General features: G+C 41.5%; 20 protein-coding genes. 1 reads left to right on the forward strand and 19 read right to left on the reverse strand.

Annotation, left to right across the window (positions count from 1 at the left end; translation table 11 throughout):
* Nucleotides 1-142: 142 nt before the first annotated feature.
* The 7 genes from ACIPUA_RS01115 to ACIPUA_RS01145 form a co-directional block, all read right to left on the reverse strand.
* The gene (locus ACIPUA_RS01115) at nt 143-1,504 is read right to left on the reverse strand and encodes a TrbI/VirB10 family protein (RefSeq protein WP_449059195.1); all 1,362 of its coding nucleotides are present in this window, start codon (nt 1,502-1,504) and stop codon (nt 143-145) included.
* Complete coding sequence (locus ACIPUA_RS01120; protein ID WP_071548955.1) at nt 1,491-2,264, reverse strand: TraK domain-containing protein; 774 nt, start codon at nt 2,262-2,264, stop codon at nt 1,491-1,493. Before ACIPUA_RS01120 ends, ACIPUA_RS01115 begins: the two co-directional genes overlap by 14 nt.
* On the reverse strand, nt 2,248-2,817 hold the full coding sequence (gene traE, locus ACIPUA_RS01125) for a type IV conjugative transfer system protein TraE (protein WP_449059196.1): 570 nt from the start codon (nt 2,815-2,817) through the stop codon (nt 2,248-2,250). Before traE ends, ACIPUA_RS01120 begins: the two co-directional genes overlap by 17 nt.
* A gap of 13 nt (nt 2,818-2,830) precedes the next feature.
* Nucleotides 2,831-3,136 carry a type IV conjugative transfer system protein TraL gene (gene traL / locus ACIPUA_RS01130; RefSeq protein WP_210847205.1) on the reverse strand — a complete coding sequence of 102 codons (306 nt, stop codon included), beginning with the start codon at nt 3,134-3,136 and terminating at the stop codon, nt 2,831-2,833.
* 18 nt (nt 3,137-3,154) lie between these two features.
* On the reverse strand, nt 3,155-3,523 hold the full coding sequence (locus tag ACIPUA_RS01135) for a type IV conjugative transfer system pilin TraA (RefSeq protein WP_449059197.1): 369 nt from the start codon (nt 3,521-3,523) through the stop codon (nt 3,155-3,157).
* A 276-nt stretch (nt 3,524-3,799) separates the two neighbouring features.
* Complete coding sequence (locus tag ACIPUA_RS01140; RefSeq protein WP_036965549.1) at nt 3,800-3,991, reverse strand: TraY domain-containing protein; 192 nt, start codon at nt 3,989-3,991, stop codon at nt 3,800-3,802.
* A gap of 1,166 nt (nt 3,992-5,157) precedes the next feature.
* The gene (locus ACIPUA_RS01145) at nt 5,158-5,532 is read right to left on the reverse strand and encodes a relaxosome protein TraM (RefSeq protein WP_449059198.1); all 375 of its coding nucleotides are present in this window, start codon (nt 5,530-5,532) and stop codon (nt 5,158-5,160) included.
* 473 nt (nt 5,533-6,005) lie between these two features.
* Here ACIPUA_RS01145 and ACIPUA_RS01150 point away from each other — a divergent pair, with 473 nt between their 5' ends.
* Nucleotides 6,006-6,452 (forward strand): transglycosylase SLT domain-containing protein, encoded by a 447-nt coding sequence (locus tag ACIPUA_RS01150; protein WP_449059199.1) that lies wholly within the window; start codon nt 6,006-6,008, stop codon nt 6,450-6,452.
* Between the two features lie 108 nt (nt 6,453-6,560).
* On the opposite strand, the gene ACIPUA_RS01155 is transcribed toward ACIPUA_RS01150, so the two are convergent.
* The 12 genes from ACIPUA_RS01155 to ACIPUA_RS01210 all read right to left on the reverse strand — a co-directional run.
* Nucleotides 6,561-7,427 carry an LPD29 domain-containing protein gene (locus tag ACIPUA_RS01155; RefSeq protein WP_449059200.1) on the reverse strand — a complete coding sequence of 289 codons (867 nt, stop codon included), beginning with the start codon at nt 7,425-7,427 and terminating at the stop codon, nt 6,561-6,563.
* Between the two features lie 76 nt (nt 7,428-7,503).
* Nucleotides 7,504-7,983: an antirestriction protein gene (locus ACIPUA_RS01160; RefSeq protein ID WP_449059201.1), complete on the reverse strand. Its 480-nt coding sequence runs from the start codon at nt 7,981-7,983 to the stop codon at nt 7,504-7,506.
* A 463-nt stretch (nt 7,984-8,446) separates the two neighbouring features.
* A complete protein-coding gene (locus ACIPUA_RS01165) occupies nt 8,447-9,256 on the reverse strand; it encodes an N-6 DNA methylase (RefSeq protein ID WP_449059202.1) in 810 nt (269 codons plus the stop codon).
* A 51-nt stretch (nt 9,257-9,307) separates the two neighbouring features.
* Nucleotides 9,308-9,550, reverse strand: a complete 243-nt coding sequence (locus ACIPUA_RS01170; RefSeq protein ID WP_449059203.1) for a hypothetical protein — start codon at nt 9,548-9,550, stop codon at nt 9,308-9,310.
* 95 nt (nt 9,551-9,645) lie between these two features.
* Complete coding sequence (locus tag ACIPUA_RS01175; protein WP_449059204.1) at nt 9,646-9,984, reverse strand: hypothetical protein; 339 nt, start codon at nt 9,982-9,984, stop codon at nt 9,646-9,648.
* Nucleotides 9,985-10,080: 96 nt separating this feature from the next.
* Entirely contained in the window at nt 10,081-10,386 is a 306-nt protein-coding gene (locus ACIPUA_RS01180) for a hypothetical protein (RefSeq protein WP_272662663.1), read from the reverse strand.
* Nucleotides 10,387-10,932: 546 nt separating this feature from the next.
* Nucleotides 10,933-11,418, reverse strand: a complete 486-nt coding sequence (locus ACIPUA_RS01185) for a hypothetical protein (RefSeq protein WP_449059205.1) — start codon at nt 11,416-11,418, stop codon at nt 10,933-10,935.
* A 61-nt stretch (nt 11,419-11,479) separates the two neighbouring features.
* A complete protein-coding gene (locus ACIPUA_RS01190) occupies nt 11,480-11,746 on the reverse strand; it encodes a hypothetical protein (protein ID WP_449059206.1) in 267 nt (88 codons plus the stop codon).
* Nucleotides 11,739-12,482, reverse strand: a complete 744-nt coding sequence (locus tag ACIPUA_RS01195; RefSeq protein WP_449059207.1) for a plasmid SOS inhibition protein A — start codon at nt 12,480-12,482, stop codon at nt 11,739-11,741. The genes ACIPUA_RS01190 and ACIPUA_RS01195 overlap by 8 nt, the downstream gene beginning before the upstream one ends.
* A 41-nt stretch (nt 12,483-12,523) precedes the next feature.
* A complete protein-coding gene (locus ACIPUA_RS01200) occupies nt 12,524-14,524 on the reverse strand; it encodes a ParB/RepB/Spo0J family partition protein (RefSeq protein ID WP_449059208.1) in 2,001 nt (666 codons plus the stop codon).
* 63 nt (nt 14,525-14,587) lie between these two features.
* Nucleotides 14,588-14,878, reverse strand: coding sequence for a hypothetical protein (locus ACIPUA_RS01205; protein WP_449059209.1), 291 nt, complete (start codon nt 14,876-14,878; stop codon nt 14,588-14,590).
* 674 nt (nt 14,879-15,552) lie between these two features.
* On the reverse strand, nt 15,553-16,305 hold a 753-nt coding region (locus ACIPUA_RS01210), incomplete at its 5' end, for a DinB/UmuC family translesion DNA polymerase (RefSeq protein ID WP_449059210.1).

A 16,305-nucleotide genomic window follows, 5' to 3' on the forward strand; every position in this document is an offset into this window, starting at 1 on the left:
CGCGGCCGGAGAAATCGTAATGAGTGTCATAAGTAACGTACTCAAACGCATCCGCTTTTTTAGCTGACGAATTCGGTTTTGCATTGGGCTGTACCTGAATGATGACAATGAAAATTAAGAATAAATAATGAAAGGACGTCTATTACTGCGGGCTATTCTCAACGGGGACGGCATCCCCTAAAGAAATCCGCTCTAATGCTTGTTTTGAAACGGTGATACCTTGGTTAATGGAGTTTTCCAGCGACTGACTCTCTTGCTTTTGCGATTTGGCTTTCTTCATTTGTTCAATAAACTTCAGCTGAAAACCTTCTTGGAATACCACGGTAATTTCAATGCCCGCACCGATTGGGATAACTGGATGGTATTGCTCAGCGCGTTTAATGAAATATTCCGATAACATTTTTCCGGATTGCTGCACCCCACCGCCAACACCACCGCGCGCCACATCCGCCATCGTGGTTGTACTACTGGCTCCAATCCCCACTGTTTTATCACCCACTTTTGAAAAACCAGAACCGACCGCTTCAATAAAGCCACCGCCAAAGGCATAGCCGACTAACTCACCATTTCGGATGACCGGTTCACCTTTAATACCATTTTTCCCCATAAAAGAGACGTGGCCTTTAAAGGGCATATCAATGGTATGACCAAACAGTTTGCAAGACAGTCGGTCGGTACGCACTAATCCACGTTCACTGGAAATATCGCCATACACCCCAGCGGTAACGGCACAACCACTTAAATCATATTCTTCATTATTCGGCATAATCAGCTTGCCTGTTAACCGAAATTGCATCGGAGAGGGATTACTGTTTCCCGTCACTGAAGCATTGGCATCAGCCCCTTCAATCACCATCGCTTTAGCAAAACTGCCTGACGGGATGTAGGGCAAATCCGGTAAATCGGTGTTTTCCTGTTCATCCTCATACTCAATCGTCATCGAGGATAAACCTTGTTTTAGTACGGGATTCACATTAATTTGCGGCTGCCCGACAGGATATTGCCCCCCTTGATAAAATGCTGTTGGCGGCGGAATAATCGGTTGACTGGCTTGCACATTCGGCGTGGGTAGTGTTCCTACGGGCAGTTGCTGCGGTTGAGGCAAACCGTTATTGCTATCACCGTGTATGAAATCGTTTCCCATTTTCGTGAGTTCATCACCTAAGGCAGTTAATTCTTTATCCTGCTCAGCAATTTTATCGCGATACGCACGGTTTTCTTGTTCCAGTTTCGTAATACGGGCGTTCACTTGCTTCATTTGCTTATCCATTTGAGACGCCGTGGATTGCAAATCCGCCATCGCTGATTTTCCCACATTCTTATCAAATGAGGATGTCACTACGCCTGTCATGTTGGGAGCGGGTCGTGATTGCTTTGTGGCTGCTTTTGGCTTCGCGGGTAAACTCATGTACCAAGCTGCTGTGCCAAGCCCCGTTAATCCCAAGGCCAATAACACAAACAACGCCGTTTGTTTTCGCTTTGCGCGAACATTAATATTTGCCATTTTCAACCTCATTACTGACGGTTAACCAGACCGTTGCCGTGGCACCTGCCAACACGGTATCGCTATACGGATAAATAACGACAGAGCGCACCGCGTGTTGATTGAATAATCGCTCACTTAGCGGTTGTGAGACGGCACTGGTGTTCATCACATCCAGTTGGTAGACCCGCAACTCACCACCATTCCACATTTTGTTTGCCGTCACACGATAGGCTGACGGTAATGTGAATGACGGTAAAGCCGTCACGGGTGCGGGAATAAACCCATTTGGTGTTTGTTGATTCAGTAACGCTTTGTGAATTTCAACTAAGACACGTGGATACGGTAAAGCGCGCTCCCAACGTTTAGCGACGGCACTTTGTGCTGGTTGATTGGAAATGAACTGCAACACGCGACCATCACGCTTTTGCGGAACTGCCACAACAGATACCGTTAAGCCCCCTGCTGTTCTGACGTAAAACGTAAAGGGTTTGGTTTGTGCGGTCATCAATACCACGCCCCCATTCGCAACACCTGTTGCCCCTTTTTGATTGCCATTGATAAACATGCCTTGAGCACTGTCGATGGCCACAATTCTATCCCCTGGCACAACCAACATATTCGGTTCACTGTTACTCAGCCCCACTTTTACTTGTGAGTCCGGAGATACCGGAATTTGGGTTGGCAACTGCGCCATTGGCTCAGCACGTACTGTCGAGACAAAACCACAAAATGCGAGCGCTAAACAGAGAAGCTTTATCGGATTACTTTTTTTCTTCATCAATAATGTCCTCAAAGCTGATCACTTCACTAATTCCATTGGCATATTTAATATGCAACCGCAATTTTTTATGTTCAGGTAGCGACTCACGCTTACCTATCCACGTTTTCAGATCACCTTGAATATCAATAATGCCGTCAGCGGGATAGACTTCCATTTTGGTCATATAAAATGCCGAGGTGACGTTGTTATTGATGATTTCTTTCGCTTCGACCGCCAACACATCTTGCATTTCTGGACGCGCCTCTTTGGCCACATACCGTAATAAGGATTGATGGTTTGCTTTGACCGATTCGGGACTGATGTTATAGCGTAGAAACAACAACGACTGCGCGACGGACTCAAGGTAGTTCGCATCCGCATGGGAGCGCGTTAAGGTAAATGGGGTATCAAAAAACATCGGGATATACGTTTCTTGTCGACTATTGAGTAAATCATCTAATCTCAGCCACGCGAAAATATTACCAGTCAAACTGAGGCCTAACATAAAGGTCAGTGTAATAAACAGTAACGAGGTGTATTTCGTGGCGGATTTAGCTGCGCTCAGTTTCATGGCAGCCTCCTTCCTATTTTAAATAAAGTCTGAACGCAGAGTCAGGGAGAGTTTTATAAATACTTTTGAAGCAGTAGGCGGGTAAGTACCAATAACAGGCATTGAGTAACCACTGACTTCCCCGCCCTTTCTTGAAGTACCTCAGGGCATACCAGAGCAACGTACCAACCACAAGGCCAGTCATGTAATGTCCGTCATAAAAGCCCCATGACATGGGGCCTAGTAGAACGGCGGTTTCATCATTGGGTAATGGAAGAATACCGCCTTGCTCGGTTAATGTCTGAGGGAAAATGAATCGCTGGGCACGTTCGTTTTCCATCATCCAACTCCTTATCCATTAACCGCCTGTTGATGGTGCTTCAATTAAACCAAAGACGATTTTGGTTCCCACAATAAAGACAGGAATGAGCAGGAGTAATGCCGGGTTTTGTGCGCGCATAAACGCTAAGAACACCAACACCGCTTCACCGATCATGATGTAATACATCACGGATGACCCTTCACCGAAGGTATCGCCTGCATCCGCTGCACCTGCTTTTGCTAAATCGGCCGCTTGTGCAAAACCACGCGCTGCCATCCATAAAACCAATGGAGCAGCAACATATTTATACAAGGATTTAGCCGCTTTAGAATTCAGTGAATTCCAAGCACGTGCAAATAACCCTTTTCTTTTTGTTACCGGTGAATCAATAGCAATTTGACTCATAATATATCCTCTTATTAAATGCCCTATGAAGTAAAATAAATAAATAAAACCTAAACGACTGAGCTAATTAGCTCGCTTTATTCCCTTATCCAGAAAATTCTTAAAACAAATAACACTTAACTTAATAAAGAAATAAAACGCGATAATTTTTCCTGGCTCTGGGTAAAGCTACCGCCCCAGGTGTGCATTACCTTTTTTTAGACAAAGCGATCCTGTTGCTGTGTGTAATCAACAAAAATAAAAACCAAAATGGAATAAACCCAGTAATAGAGTAAATTAATATTTAATTAACAACTCTTGGTAATTCCCTTCAATATGTTCAACAAGTCGTAGATGATCAGATAATCGTAAAACGGCTTCGACTTTTTTAGAGCGTCGTGCTCGTTTGGCGGATTCTGTTAATAAACGATTTGTTTCAGCACTAATCGGCACACTTATTGTGACCGACTTATATTCTTTTTCTTTCATTTTGACTCCTTTTAGCTGGAGTCTACTAAAGTAAAATAAGTTACGTAAGACCATTTTACCACTGTAAACACACAGTCACGTGAAACCGACACAATAATTTTTTAAGAGATAAAAAACTACAACCCAAAAATATAAACAACATCAAACAATAAATCTCGATCATAGATTCTAGTTTATAAATACCTAAAAGACGACCAACTGAAGACTTAATAGTTCAAAATATAAAAGATAACATTACATATATAGCCTTTGCTAAAAGACAAATAACTAACCACGCAACCCCATTCATAACATCAACAAACCCATGATTTTTAAAATATCAAAACATGAATCAAATAAATAAAAGCCAATTTATCATCAAATAAAACATCTTTTAAAAAACAAAAATAATCAAAAGGAAATTAGTACTTATCGCATATAGTTAATATAAAACTTTTTATTTTAACAACGAAAGAAATACATCTAATGCTATTGCAATAAAAAAATGTATAGAGATAAATAATTCAATGAATGAAAGAGTAAAACCAAGATTGGATGATGAAGTTTTTGGGAACATAAAATAGAGTGAACAGTTTAAAATGAGCTACAGATAAAACAACGTTATCTACGTCAGATATCAAAAAAAAATAAACATAAGTGAAAAAAACAAGCAATAAAAGCAAAAACAGCTTGAGATATCACATCAAGATCAATAGGATCATGAATAGACATGTAACCATCCTCTTAGGCTTCGGTTATCTGTTTAGCTCAATAAGGGAGGAGCAAACTCCTTTATTGGGCGACTCTTAAATTTTAATTAAGCAATCAATATTACTTAAGGTAAATATACCTATATTTACAGATTAAATCAATCATTATATTCAATAAAAACAGCATCCCCATACGCAATAATAAAACTAGAAAACCATCCCGACCACCTGAAGTAGTCCTGTTTCAACTCTAAAATTAATAATTGCATTTCCACCATTATCAATACAAAACTCAATAATTCATCTTTTAAAACTTCATCTTCAAAGAAAAACTTACCCCCTGAACCGGAACAGAAACTTTAACCAACCCTAGATTAGTAATCATCTTCGCATTACTTACTGAACTTCCAATAAATACTCTATTATCAAAATCTCGATAAACTTTTGGTTCCGAATTAAATAATCCCATATGTACTCCTAACTCTCAGGAAAATACTCATCAAATATAGATTGAGTTCTATTTTTAAAATCCTCAATATACTCTCGATAATTATACCGATTGTCTTCTTTGATTTCTGTTAAATCAAACATCATTTTGAATAAAATTTGAATACATTGACGTGATTTAGTCACCTCTTCCAATAACTGTTTTTTATAACGCTCCTCTAAAGATAACCCATCATCCCCTTCTTTGTCTTTTTCTAAATTCTCAACAACGCGCAATCCGATATCCAATAACTCAGACCCAACACTGGAAATGTTTGCATCAGCGCCATCCGCTTTCCGTTTATCCACAAAATTACGAATACCATCTAATGTTTTTTGCTTCATATATATATGTTGACGAGGCATTCTTTTATCTCCTTAGTTTCCACTAGCCGCTAGTTGTAGGCTGCGATCAATTACACACAGCCCACAAATAGCCCACCAAATACAATCATAAAAAATAAATCACATATAAACAGTATATTACAATAGACCACAATTAGACCACTAAATTTAGCAAAAAATTATATTTATTTGATATTATTAACAAAACACACAAAGTGCATCTATTTAGCCCACATATAGACGCTATTAGTGGGCTAGTAATGGGCTTAGCACTAAAAATTTCAAAATTTTCACCCATTTGTTTTGAATCAACACCATGAATTAATGATAAATTCTTGCAAAATGAAATTTTGCGTGGGGTGTGAATTCTTTCTTTCAGAGGAGCATATTTATTGCTCCTCCTTTCTTTTGGCTTGCATTTAAATAGTGCTTTATTTTTTAATTAAAATGGGCGATTCTGAGCTAAGAGAAATTATTATTAAATGGGGTTTTATATGCGAATAATCTGTATTCTCATTGCGTTATTTTTTTCACCGTTTTCATTTTCGTTTGATTGCTATGATAAAGCAGAAAATGATTATCAAATTGACCCTGATTTATTACGTGCAGTTGCCTTTCGTGAAAGCTCATTTCAAACTAATGCGATTAACCAAGCTTCACCGACGCGATACGCTATTGGCTTAATGCAAATTCATTCGCAAAACTTTAATGAATTAGCACAGTATGGCATTACCGAAAATCAATTAAGGTTAGATCCGTGTTTGAATATTTATACGGGCGCATTTTATCTGGCGAAGTTTATTCTCATACAAGGGGATATCTGGAAAGGCGTAGGGGCTTATAATGCAGGATTGAAAAAATCCGAGATTCAAGAACAAAAAAGAAATCAATATGCGCTTGAGGTCTATCACATTTATCTTAACATTAAAAAAAATAACTAAACTTACTCCTTTTACTTTCTATTTTTAACGCTATAATCACGTTTAATATTAAGTAATGCATGTGGCTTAGTATAAAAACGAGAAACGCGCCTTTATGGCGCGCTTTCTTTAATAACTGGTTTTTCTTAATACTCGACCAATTTCTCCACCTATCCCATCATTCCCAATAATTTGTTCTCGTCCTATTTTGTATAATATTCCTTGATGATAATTTTCAACCGTCATTAGCGCGGTATCAAACTCATATGACTCGCCATATTTATCAATCAATGATTTGATAGCCAATGCGATTATTTCATCACTATAATCCCGATGTGTAAAAACATAATCAGCACCACCATAAACTACATTAAAAGGTGATGTCTCACTATAATGATAATCGGTATAACTATCAAAACGCGATGTTTCATATTTATTGATTATAGATTCCACTTCATCAACTGTCGGACCATCTGTCCATGATATATGGTAAGTACTGTGATGTTGTTTACGCACTGAAAATTTTGTTTTTGGAAAATGTTTTTTTAATTCAGCGCGGATATTTTTACCGACTATTTTGACTTCATTATCTAAACTAGAGGTTATCTGTGTTAAGTGTGAATTTTGATTATTGTTTTTTTGAAATTCGACACCTTGATTAAATTCTTTGTGTTTTTGTTCTTCTTCGGCTTTCTCGGCTTGTTCATGTGCTTCCGCTTTTTCAATTAATGATTTAATTGTTTCTTGTTCAACCATTTCATCTTCAATTTTCCATTGTATGCCGTGCAAAATACTTTCCGGCAAACGATTAGTTTTATTCCCATTAAAGAATACGATATCAAATTCAGCATTACCCCCTGTGACCATAACATTATACATATTCTTTATGCTTTGTGTTTTTTGCTCGCCATGAATATTAACAATAACCCCCTTGCCGAGATTATATAAATTAGTATAAACCACTTGACCAACCGATAATAATGTTTGCTGTTCCATATTCGTTTACCTTTTTCTGATTTATTAATTGATGATGTTCAATTAAGCGCAAGCCTGAGACTTGCGCGGGATAGCGTTAATCAATGGCGTTTAATATTTTGGTTTGGGATTCAGGGGATAATGTAAAAATAAAATCCCGTAATTGATGAAAATAAGCAGAAATACGCTCACAATCTTCGTGATGTTCTTTTTCATAGGTCACAAATGAAAAATGACTTAACATCATTAAGGTGACAATAATGCCCGCTTCTTGAGCACTCACATCGTCCATAAATCCATTCGGTGAAGTGAGCATATAGCCTTTTGTCGGTTGTAAATAAAAACCGTTATTCGACAACGTATAAAAATCCCAATACCCGCCGTTATAGGCTACGGCGTTCCGAGTCATCCAGTTATAGATTGCATTTTCAAATGCAATGTAATACCGCCCTAATTTTGAAGGTAAAAATTTTAAACGGGCTTGAGCATTCTTCACCTCAATAGCCGTGATTACGATTTCGTCTTTTCCATTTCTTTCGTTAGATTCTTGAGCTGCAAGGTTTTGTTGTTGAGTCATTTTAGTGTCTCCTTTGGGTTAATGATTTCTTTCGTTGAGTTCCTTCGCTGCAAAGGGCGTGCATAGACGAAATGAGGAAGGAAGCAAGGGCGGAGGCAAAATTGTTGGAAAGCGCAGCGGCAAGAATTTTGCTGGAGTGCACTTTACCCTTGCTGGATGACGAGTTGAGTCTATGTTTAAGCCCGAGCGGAGGGGCTTGGCGAAAGATTAACAACACAGTGGCTGAAAATGACACAACCCGACTTGCGGCGAGAGAATCGAACCGCAAGGCGGCCTTTGAGCTTAACAACGTTAAGCGGTTAATCAGGGGCAGCTCCCGCAGGGAGCTTGTACCCCTGCCCTTTGCGCCACGCGTCAGCGTTAAAAGGCGCAGGGGTTGTCTTTTTCGGATTGAGCCTGGCTCGATGCCAGGATTAAGCCGATGCGCAAAAAGGGGAATAAATCCCCTTGAAAATAACGTGAATTAGGCTGTTAGAAAGGATTTAAAGCGGAATGAATTTAACATTAACATCGGGGTATACAGTGTTTGTCGGACTTCCAACGTTAAGCTGTTACCGATATTCACAATCGCAGGTATCCCCAATAATGCCAGTTGGACGTAACACATTCGGGCGGCAACTTCATCAATATCCGTACATACCGCAATCATTTGCATTTGTGGGTTATAGCCTTGCTGTAAAACAGAATTAGCACAGGAAATTACCATTCCGCCCGCGCCACACGTTGGCTCGCACACACTGATATAGCCATTTTTTTCAATTATCTTGCTGCAATCACCAATGATAAAATTTGCCATTAACTGGCTGATATGAAATGGTGTGAAAAACTGCCCCCATGCCCCTTCGCCAAGTTCTAGTGACATAAAGAGTTCCCCTAAAAAATCAGTCGCTTGACTGTCTAATGCATTAACACAAATTGCCATTAATTTGGCGAATACATCTAAATCGGCTCTTTCATAACGTGCAATCACGTTAAAGTAAGTTTGTTCCAATTCAGGACACTGTTTCACGCTGTTTTCTAAGGCTATTGCGAAAACATGAATAAAATCCCGAAACACGTCTAAGCGACTGTGATAACGTGCCGTTTGATTAAATAATTGAATAAATTCCTTGTGAAAATTGCGCTTTGATTTGGCGTTAATCGTGGTTAGGTTTGCTTTCTCGACTATTTTGTCTGTCTTTGTGTCTATCTTACTGGGCGAACCTGAGATAAGAGGACTGGCTACTTTCGCGGGTTGACTTAAATCTACATCAAAAAAACTCAATTGTGACATATCGACGCTCCAAAACTGCCCCTGAAGCAAAAACAGGGGCAGTGAGTTAACTTAAATCCACGATTTACGCAGTTCTAAACAGCGTAATAATTGCCCTAAACACTGGTTATTCATTGCAGGGATGCGAACGGGCTGTTTTCGTTTAAGTTGTTTGTCGATATGCCGTGCCATTGACCGATAACACGGCTCAATTTCACTGATGGCGATATCGTGACGCACGACCCGACGCTTTGACACGACGGACATTTGTGGCTTTACAGATTTGGCAGCGTATGCCATGATATTTGTATTCATCGGAGTTTCTCCTTTGAGTTGATGATATGCCTTGAGTTTCTTCCTGCAAAAAAGCGTCTCAAGGCACGGATTAAGCAGGCGAAAGCCTGCTTTTTTCATTGTTGCGCCAGCAGTCCAGCACAACGCACACGCGATACAATTTGCGCGTGAGATAACGTTGATACATCCCTAAACGTGAAATAACGCCCGTCCACTTTGACAAAAATATCAGTCACATTCCCCATGACCATTTCTTGCAATTTAAAGGACTCTGTATTGTTGTTACCTTGCCAATCCAGTGGGGGCATAACGGATAACGCATCCATAAATTGCATTAAGGTAATTTCTGTCGGAATAGTTTTGGCAGCTTGTTCGCGTCCGACCCAATACATTATTTCCGCGCTTTGCGTTTCTTGGTAACTGTCTGTTTCATACTGCTCTAATGCGTGATACATATAAAAACTCCTTATTGATGGTTGATAGATAGAATCTCGTAGCGATAATTCCTACTCACTCTAATTAATCAGTAGGAATTGTTCTTATTAGAATAATTAGATTTCTCCACAGCCTGCGGGACAACAATCTATGGCAATGCCGTGTGAGCAAATTCCCAAATCAAAATCAATGTCATTTTCAATTTCTTCTGTTGTATCAAACGGCTGATAACCCAGTTTTTTTGCAATTAGGATGGCTTTTTTATGGTGTCTGTTTGGTAAAGCGTTTATTGCTCTATCTACCAATTGGTTAAATCGTTCCTCAAATAAAACATCACTTAGTCCGCATCCTTTAGATGCTTCTTTGTGGGCTTGTTCGCATTTTGCTACCCAACTGTCTTTATTGAAATTTTTGAGCTTCATATTTTTTCCTTTAAAATTATCTTTCTGAAGATTCAGGAGCGGCGGTGTTGACGTTCTCCGAAAGCATCCTGGTTTACCTGCGAGTTTTAAATCATCTCTCTGTGAGTTCTTTCGCGGCAAGGGCGTGCATAGCTGAGACGAGGAAGGAAGCAAGGGCGGAAGCAAAATTGTTGGAAAGCGCAGCGACAAGAATTTTGCTGGAGTGCATTTTACGCTTGCTGGATGACGAGTTGAGGCTATGTTTAAGCCCTAGCGGAAGTACTTACAGAGAGATAAAAACCTGTAGATAAGGATGAATTCGGCCGACACGCAACGCGTGGCGTCCTTAACGGCCGTGCGAAGCACGAAATGCCGTGTAGTTAGGTTTCGCTTGCTATCCGAAGGACAGAGACGCTTGCGGCTCTGCGAAAACCCATTCGTATAACGAATGGCGTTGGAGTGTAGGCGACAGCTCGACGAAATCGAGCTGCCGTAGGAACCCATAAGGGTTATTGCATTTTCATGATGAAAATTTCAACTTATTGTTATTAAAGTTAAAGCTGTCACTTACTTAATCACTCGCTCAGTAAAACTCAATCTTTTTTTAACCACATTGACTGGTTTTACACCGAAATACTGACTTTCTTTTGCCAACCATATCTTAAGCTCAACAAGAAAATGGTCGGGAGAATACCGAACATTTTCTTGCAACGCGCGGTATAACTCGACATTCATCGGTGAATATTGATTCAATAATGCATTGAGTTTCCATTCACTCTTTAAATAGAGATATAGCTTTAATTCAATAAAAAGATAAATACTCAGCCACCAATAAACCACTACCACAGGTACAACTAGACCCAAAATGGGTAAATTGGTTAGGATCAACCATGCAGAACCCACCGTTAACGTTAAAAACCAAACAAAAAGTCCTATTTTCGCAGCGACATATCGGGTTTTTACGCCGTACTGTATTTCACAGAATTTCAGATAACCAAGCTCAAACTGGTGCTGCTTGATGATTTCTGACACTTCACTTACGATATTTCCCATTCCTATCATCCTTACCGACGGATTTCCTCGACTGTATCAAAACAAAAGGTTGTCGGCATTTTCATAATAAGACTAGACAGGTTGCTAAAAATGCCCCTTTAACTCCCTGATTGACGGGGTAATAATAGGTCGCATACCCTTCTCTAGGCACAGCCTTGTAATACCCCACGTTGATATCTTCACACACTAACCACGTTTCACGGTCACTCTGTGAAATTTCATTTGCTGCAATCGCTGAATTAATGACGGTTTCTTTTGATTGCTCACCCCGCATCATTAACACCAAACTGTCTTCAGTTTCGAGTAAAACCACATTCCATTCATTCATCGTCAACGCCCTTTTGACGGGTTAACTTATTCGGTATGGCATAACCATCCAGTAATTGTTCACCGTATGATCGGTTATCAATTTCATCATTAAAATCCAAAAGTGCCGACCATAACGGGGCAAAATCAAGGTATTTTCGCAAGTTTAAATGCCTAAATCGCGTCGTCCAGTTCACAAGCAACTCAATCAAATCATACTCTTCAATCCCATCATGATTAAACCGGTTGTACCACGATTTAAATTCACTGGGGGTAATAAAGGCTAACTCAATTTCGGCTTGCGCTAATCGGTTTTGATACTGTTGCTGCGCTTTTATTTGGGCTTTTTGTCTGGCACGGCTCACCACTTGGACTTGAGACTGAATTTTTCGCCCCTGCCGTTCACGGTCACGGTAATCCAGCTCAGGGAAAAAATCGCGCACATGATGATCGCACAACGGCAACGGACAAAGATATCCACGGGACTGAACAAACGTATCTAAAGCCGCAAGATAGCGATTTTTTGACGGCATTTCACGTTTATCATCAAAAGATAACACCAATGTATAGTGCAAATCTTTCGCGGTGATAGCCCCTTTATTGCCCGTAAAAAAGCGAATTAACGCACACGCATAGGGATAACGTTTTTGGTGTTGCCCTTTTTGTATTTTATCTTCAACAAAAAGGATGGCTTTTGCGGCGGCATATTGACGGTCATTAAAGGGAACAAGGGCTAAGTGATTTGGAATCGTTGTCATGATTATTCACACTGCCCTTTCGGGCAGTGTCTCCATATTGATTATTGCGCGTTATCGGTGTGGTGAGTGTCAGCATTTACATCGAGAAAACAGCTCGGCAACCAATGGGTATCTTTAAGGGTATTTTCAGCCAACTCCGCAGCATCCCCTTTTTTCATTTTGACGGCTTCAAGGGCTTTATCTGATGCGCCTGCCTCGGCTAAACAATCGCTGATTTGGTCTTTACTGATACGCCCAAAGAAGTTGGCTTTGGTTGGCTGCCACCACTGGCGGAAATCGAAGGCAATCGCCTGCTCAATTGGGCGCAAGCCTTTAGCTAATGTGTTATCGTACGGAGCATGATGATTGACTTCACTCAACGTTTGCGCGGAACAAAATGCCAGTAATGCGACTAAATCCGCTTGCTCCCATGACAACAACCACGAAAAATCGGCTTGCCATGCGTCAGGGAGACGCGCTGACCATGACTCAAATTGCGTATTAAGTAATTGCAATGCTTCACTGTCTTGGGCGGTCGGGGCATTTTTGAGTAACTCCTCCTGAGAAAGCGAAAATTTAATGTTAAATGCGGTTTTGGCATACGGTGAACCAAATACCTGAATACACGCATCATGCACCAAAATCGCCAGTGCCACGTTTGGATGTTGTGTTAATGCCGCTTGAACGGCTAAGGTGCGCTCCGAAGAAAGACTTTTGCACAACGCTGCGCTGTAAGTGGACTCAGTCTCAACAGGAACGGTAGATTGCTCATTCAGACTTTCAGAAGTGCATTCTTCTTCTCTGCTCTGATGCTCCCGCTGTTCTTGGTTAATCACACCTCGGACAACACACGGTTCACCGTCACGGTCGAGATAAATCACCACACCTTTTGTAGCTTTTTCATCGGCTGACCACGTCATATTTTTAGCGCGGTGCTTAATATCAGCAATTTGCTGTTCACACTCTTTTGCCGCTTGGTAAAGGTCAGCTTGTTCATTTTCGTCATCTGCTTCCGTTGATTGCTGGCGTAAATCATCTTCACGGGCACTTAATTCAGTCACTAAATCCGCAAATTCAGGAGAGAACACCGCATCGGGGGCATTGCAGATAGACAAGGTTTCCCCGTCATTACCGTAAAAACTCGGACGCTCTAAACGGGCAGTACCGAACTGCCAACCCTCAATATCCGCTAAGAGTTCCGCACAAACAGTGAGTTTATCGAGTGCCAATTTTTCTAATAGTGGGGCGTTTTCAATAAATCCTGCTTCGGTAAAGAGGTCAATTTCAAGGGTTCCCCCTGCTTGCTCGTAGGCATCCAATCCAACAAACTTCACCAGTCGATTATTTTCGGCAGGGGTTTTGGTTTCTTCGACCGCTTCACGTAAATAGCGTGGCTCTTTTTTCCACCCAAAGGCATTGTTCCATACCATTACTTGGCGTTCATGGTCAGTAGTGCCTGTTAAGGCTTGCAGTTGGTCAAGGGTAATATTATCCGCATCCAATTCGGCTAACAGCTCGGGTGCCATATTCGCTAAACGCAGACATTTTTTTACGTGGTGAGTGCTGAACCCTAATAAGTCACCGATTTCAGACGCATTTTTGCCTGTTTTTTGTAGCTCGATAAAAGCATGAAGTTGGTCGGCTGGATGCATGGCTTCACGTTGGCTGTTCTCCGTCAGGGAAATAATCAGCGCATCGGACTCTGAGACCACTTTGACAGGCACAGGGAAACTCGACGCTAAATGTCCTTTTGCCACCAATTGTTGTAACGCCAGTAAACGACGCTGACCCGCTGCAACCCCGTAGACGTCATTATCCATCGGATAAACGACTAAGTTTTGTAATACCCCGACCGCTTGAATACTGTCTGCCAGTTCGGACAAGGCTTTTTCGTCGATTGGACGTTTACGGACATTGAGTTCACTCTGTACCAATGCCGATAACGGCAATACATGCGCTTCCATACTGTCCAATGCCTGATAAATCGCGTCGGCTTGTGCGGATTTTGTGCCTTTTTTTGCTTTACGTTGTTTTGGGTTAATGATAGTTTCTAATGTAGACATAATTGATACCTCTATTGTTTTTAATGTGTCTTTGCTAAGAGAGTGACAAGGCTCTCTTAGCACCTAAGATGCCTGAATCAGTTCAGGACGCAGATAGAACATGTTGTTTAAATTGTCACTAAAGCCAATCGGATAACCGTTTTTCATAAAAATACTGTTGGAATCGTATGCATCACTGTGCAGCGTGATTTCTTCGTCGTACAACTCAGGTGAGATATCCCCCTCGAATAAATCCAATAACCGTGTTAATGGCGCAATGTAATGCAATAAATCGGCTTTCTGACTATCCGTCAGTGGGTTTTTAACCCTTCTTTCGTTAGATTCTGGAGCTGCAAGGTTTTGATGTGATGACATTTTTGAATCCTCCACCGTGTTAATGATTTCTTTCGTTGAGTTCCTCCGCTGCAAAGGCCGTACATAGCCGAGACGAGGAAGGAAGCAAGGGCGGAGACAAAATTGTTGGAAAGCGCAGCGACAAGAATTTTGGTGGAGTGCACTTTACGCTTGCTGTATGACGAGATGAGGCTATGTTTTAGGCCAAGCGGAGGTGCTCGATGAAAGATTAATCACACAGGTGATGAAAATGACAGCACCCGACTTGCAGCGAGAGAAGCGAACGGCAAGTCGCCATTAACGCTTAGCGTAGCTAAGCAGTGAACCAGGGGCGGTCCCGCAGGGAGCTGCACCCCTGCCCTTTGCGCCACGTTGAAAACGGTAAAAGGCGCAGTGGTTGACCTTTCAAGCCGGTTGTCCCCATTTTCCACATTTGGCGAGCCAGTGAGCGCGCCCCAAACAGGCGCGAGAACGGGAGTGTACGGGGAACCTGCGCCAACTGTGTGTAAATGGGGTCAATCCGGAGTTCGGCTTAAGCCTGGCTCAATGCCAGCATGAAGCCGTTGCCCCGAAACGCAAAAAAAAGCGTATCCACAAAATCAGTGGATAACTTGAAATAGCCCTGTTAATAACAAGGTTAATAGCCTGATTAATGAATGAATATCAACACTGCTCAAAAAAACATCACCCAATGATTAGCATTTTACGATAGGAATATCCGAGAATTGCGTTGTCCATCGGGGCGAGAGAAATTGCTGCTTCATTTTCCATAAAGCGGATTGTGATTGAATACCCTGACCTGCAAACCAGATAGCACTTTTTCCGCGATTAATCTGGTCAATCGTCTGCATCAGTTCACTGCTTTTACGAAAACGATGGCCACTCTCAAATAAATTCAGTTGCACTTGCCCTGAAGGGGAAAATTCACTGAGCAATATGCCGCTTTTGCTGTATTTCACATTTGGGAGCCAAAGTCGGTCAAACAAAGACACGGCCGCCTGAATAATCTCGCGTGTGTCTTGTGTGGGGTAAATGAGCGCTTGAGTCTCTTGTCGATAATAGTGCGGTTCATGGTGAGAAAAATAGCTACTTTGCACCCACAAGGTCACTAACCGACAATACTGTTTTTCTTCCCGCAGTTTTTCTGCAGCGCGTTCTGCAAAGGCACACACCGATTGGCGAACTAACTCATAATCCATCACTTTATGGCCAAACGAACGGGAGCAAATAATTTGCTGCTTAGCGGGCGCGATTTCTTCCAGCTGAAGACACGATTCACCGTTCAGCTCGCGCACGGTTCGCTCTAATACCACTGAGTACATTTGGCGCGCCTGGGTCGTTGACAACCGACTTAAATCCAAGGCTGTTTCAATTCCACTTTGATTCAGGCGTTTTGCTAGTTTACGTCCTATCCCCCAAACGTCCCCAACAGGCACGAGCGCCATGAG

The organism is Providencia sp. AGC89 (assembly GCF_053543535.1).